Here is a 3,009-nt window from a genome sequence, read left to right on the forward strand (position 1 = left end):
TCCGTACTCACCGGGCATCAGGACTCGGTATTAAGTGTAGCCTTCAGCCCGGATGGACAGAGGCTGGCCACTGCTTCATCCGACAATACTGCCAGAATTTGGGACTTACAGGGCAATCAAATCGCCGTACTCAACGGGCATCAGGACAAGGTATCAAGTGTAGCCTTCAGCCCGGATGGAAAGAAGCTGGCCACTGGTTCATTCGACAACACTGCCAGAATTTGGGACAACCAGGGCAATCAATTAGCTGTGCTTACCGGGCATCAGGACAAGGTATCAAGTGTAGCCTTCAGCCCGGATGGACAGAGGCTGGCCACTGCTTCATTAGACAAAACTGCCAGAATTTGGAAGGTTGAAAGTTTAGGTGAGCTGCTGCGTCGGGGCTGTGAATTGCTGGAAGATTACTTTGTTAGGAATCCTGGAACTAAGGAGAAGTTATGGGTATGTTGGGAAGAGGGAACAGGGAACAGGGAATCGGGAATCGGGAATTAGGTTCAGAGGTTCGTTCAGGAGGCTCAGAGGTTCAACAACGGTATTCAAATACTCACGGTCGAGGTTCAGAGGTTCACGGTCGAGGTTCAGAGGTTCAACGTTTATCTTCAAATACTCAACGTTGAGGCTCAGAGGCTCAACAACGGTATTCAAATACTCAACGTTTATATTCAAATACTCAACGTTTATATTCAAATACTCACCGACGGTATTCAAATACTCACGGTCGAGGTTCAGATACTCAACGTTGATATTCAGAGGCTCAACTGTAGAACAGGCTTCCAGCCTGTGACTTAACACAGCTGTTCCAACACTAGCGGTGCGTTACGGGTGGGGCTATCCCAACACTACCAAGCGGACAATGAGTGCGATCGCGTCTGCAGAGCGCACCCTACGGCTGTCATGAAATTACAGATCGTTCCCACTATAATTAAGATAGGCTTTTATTTGCGCACCCACACTTAATAATTTTGAAAATGCCAGCCAAGGATATTTATCATGATGCAGTAAAAAATGCACTAATAAAAGATGGATGGACAATTACCAATGACCCTTTAAGTCTTAAAATAGGTAAAAAAGACATCTATATTGACCTAGCGGCTGAAAAATTATTAGTAGCTGAAAAACAAGGACAAAAAATTGCTGTAGAAGTTAAAAGCTTTGTTGGCTCATCAGAAATAGAAGATCTAAAAAACGCCTTAGGACAATATATATTATACGATAAAATTCTTAAACGTAAACTTTCAGAACGTCTTCTTTATTTAGCTATTAGAGAACCTATATTTAATCGCTTATTTAGCAAAGAAGTAGGACAAATTTTATTAGAAGATAACACGCTTAAAATTATTGTTTTTGACCCGGAAGAGGAGGTCATTACAAAATGGATAAATTAGAAAACTATCGCCAAATTATTCGTCAAACCTTAAGCCCTTATGTTAGCATTGATTACTCTAATTTTAACATCCGTAACCATGCAGCATTTGACCGAGAAACAGACGAATATTTAATTATTTCTGAAGGATGGAATAAGCAAGAACATCTTCATAGTTGTTTGATTCATGTGGAAATTAGTAATTCTAAAATTTGGATTCAATGTGACAATACTGAAGACGGCATTGCTAATGATTTAGTGGCAGCAGGTATTCCAAAAAGTGATATTGTTTTAGCTTTTCATCCTCCAGATATTCGCCAATTTACTGAGTTTGCTGTTAGTTAAAATCCGGTTAGATTGCGCATTTACTAGTCTTCCATCGCAGCAGCAATACGTTTGCGGACGCTGGGAGAGCGAAATCCCAGTACAATATCTTTGGGAGAAACACCCCGTTCAATCAATTCACGATCGATATAAATCTCAGTACTATTGTGCTGTATCCAGATTTGACCTTCGATTAGCTCAAGATGCATGGCACAGCCATAGATGCGGTACTCATTACGCCATTCGTTGTGGAAAACCAGATAACGATCCCTTTCTCTATCAAAGATAAGTTGAGCATTGAGATCATAACTGGCAAAGCTTTCTAAAAATTCGCAGGTAATCTGACGATATTGATCTAATTTATCCATTTTTTTGTAAAGCTGTTTTAACTGTATTGTGGAAAATATCTTTGGCCATATTTGGATTATTATAATAAAATTCCCAACACTGGCGGTGCGTTACGGGACGGGCTATCCTAACACTACCAGGCGGAAAATGAGTCCGAGCCCGTCCCTAACGCACCCTACTGGACTTGATTATTGCCTAAGTAATTGATTAAAGCGCTTTAGGATTTTAAGAACCTGCTCCAAGCCTGTCTTATTCCGAAGATAAAATGAATCAGACTCACCATACTTTGGTTTATTGTCTTTGCTCAGTTTTAGAAAAATAAAATCTGGCCCATTGGTGATAAATCCAAAAGCAGGTCTTTTTGATTCAAGATTCCCTAGCATATAACTTAGTGCTTGGGGGATGCCAACTTCCAGGGAGTAATCGGCTCGTTTGGCTTCGATGACTAAAACCCAAAATTCAGGAGTATAGATCAGTAGGTCAAGTCGTCCTGTAATAATTGTTTCTTGATCTTCGGAAGTAATTTCTACGACTTTCTCTGCAGTAAGATAAAAGGGAGGACGATAAAAACCAGCTAGTTTCAATAATGGGGAAAGTACTACCATTTTAACAATAGTTTCCACCATTGGACGCTCTGATAAGTGGAGATAGTCTTTCTTTATTTCGTTTAGCTCTTTTTTTTCTAATTCTGTTAGTTCTGGTAAATCATCTTGCCACTCCCGAAAGAATTCCTCATCATCGGTGCGCTCTAAGCCAAATTTTATTCTTAAATCGTAGAGGGTAATTTGGTTAGCTGGAATTGCGGTAACCATGGCTTGATTTACTATCAGGGAGTAGGGAGCAGGGAGTAGGGAGCAGGGAATAGGGAATAGGGAGCAGGGAATAGGGAATAGGGAATAGGGAATAGGGTGGGCAGATTAATTTGACTCTGATGGTGGGTGGTGCGTTACGGGACGGATTTTCCTAACACTTGC

6 protein-coding genes are annotated in these 3,009 nt (G+C 41.0%); 3 read left to right on the forward strand and 3 right to left on the reverse strand.

The features are described 5' to 3' along the window. On the forward strand, positions 1–492 hold a 492-nt coding region (locus F6K20_RS31835; RefSeq protein ID WP_287297419.1), incomplete at its 5' end, for a WD40 repeat domain-containing protein. Here F6K20_RS31835 and F6K20_RS31840 read toward each other — a convergent pair. Continuing rightward, positions 436–792 (reverse strand): hypothetical protein, encoded by a 357-nt coding sequence (locus tag F6K20_RS31840; RefSeq protein WP_131826903.1) that lies wholly within the window; start codon positions 790–792, stop codon positions 436–438. The two genes, F6K20_RS31835 and F6K20_RS31840, sit on opposite strands and share 57 nt — an antisense overlap. Before the next feature lie 176 nt (positions 793–968). Between F6K20_RS31840 and F6K20_RS31845 the strand changes: the two genes are divergently transcribed. Then, complete coding sequence (locus tag F6K20_RS31845; RefSeq protein WP_008190359.1) at positions 969–1,385, forward strand: XisH family protein; 417 nt, start codon at positions 969–971, stop codon at positions 1,383–1,385. After that, the gene (locus F6K20_RS31850; protein ID WP_008190356.1) at positions 1,373–1,708 is read left to right on the forward strand and encodes a XisI protein; all 336 of its coding nucleotides are present in this window, start codon (positions 1,373–1,375) and stop codon (positions 1,706–1,708) included. Before F6K20_RS31845 ends, F6K20_RS31850 begins: the two co-directional genes overlap by 13 nt. A 23-nt stretch (positions 1,709–1,731) precedes the next feature. Here F6K20_RS31850 and F6K20_RS31855 read toward each other — a convergent pair whose 3' ends face one another. Beyond that, positions 1,732–2,055, reverse strand: coding sequence for a XisI protein (locus F6K20_RS31855; RefSeq protein WP_008190355.1), 324 nt, complete (start codon positions 2,053–2,055; stop codon positions 1,732–1,734). A 168-nt stretch (positions 2,056–2,223) separates the two neighbouring features. Then, entirely contained in the window at positions 2,224–2,847 is a 624-nt protein-coding gene (locus F6K20_RS31860) for a type I restriction endonuclease (RefSeq protein ID WP_287297420.1), read from the reverse strand. Positions 2,848–3,009: the final 162 nt, after the last annotated feature.

This window comes from Moorena sp. SIO2C4 (assembly GCF_010672485.1).
In the GTDB taxonomy this organism is placed as follows: Bacteria; Cyanobacteriota; Cyanobacteriia; order Cyanobacteriales; family Coleofasciculaceae; genus Moorena; species Moorena producens.

Bases quoted from the DNA above. Each gene is read 5' to 3' on its own strand.
- F6K20_RS31860 (WP_287297420.1), bottom strand. From the start codon at position 2,847: ATGGTTACCGCAATTCCAGCTAACCAAATTACCCTCTACGATTTAAGA.
- F6K20_RS31850 (WP_008190356.1), top strand. From the start codon at position 1,373: ATGGATAAATTAGAAAACTATCGCCAAATTATTCGTCAAACCTTAAGC.
- F6K20_RS31845 (WP_008190359.1), top strand. From the start codon at position 969: ATGCCAGCCAAGGATATTTATCATGATGCAGTAAAAAATGCACTAATA.
- F6K20_RS31855 (WP_008190355.1), bottom strand. From the start codon at position 2,055: ATGGATAAATTAGATCAATATCGTCAGATTACCTGCGAATTTTTAGAA.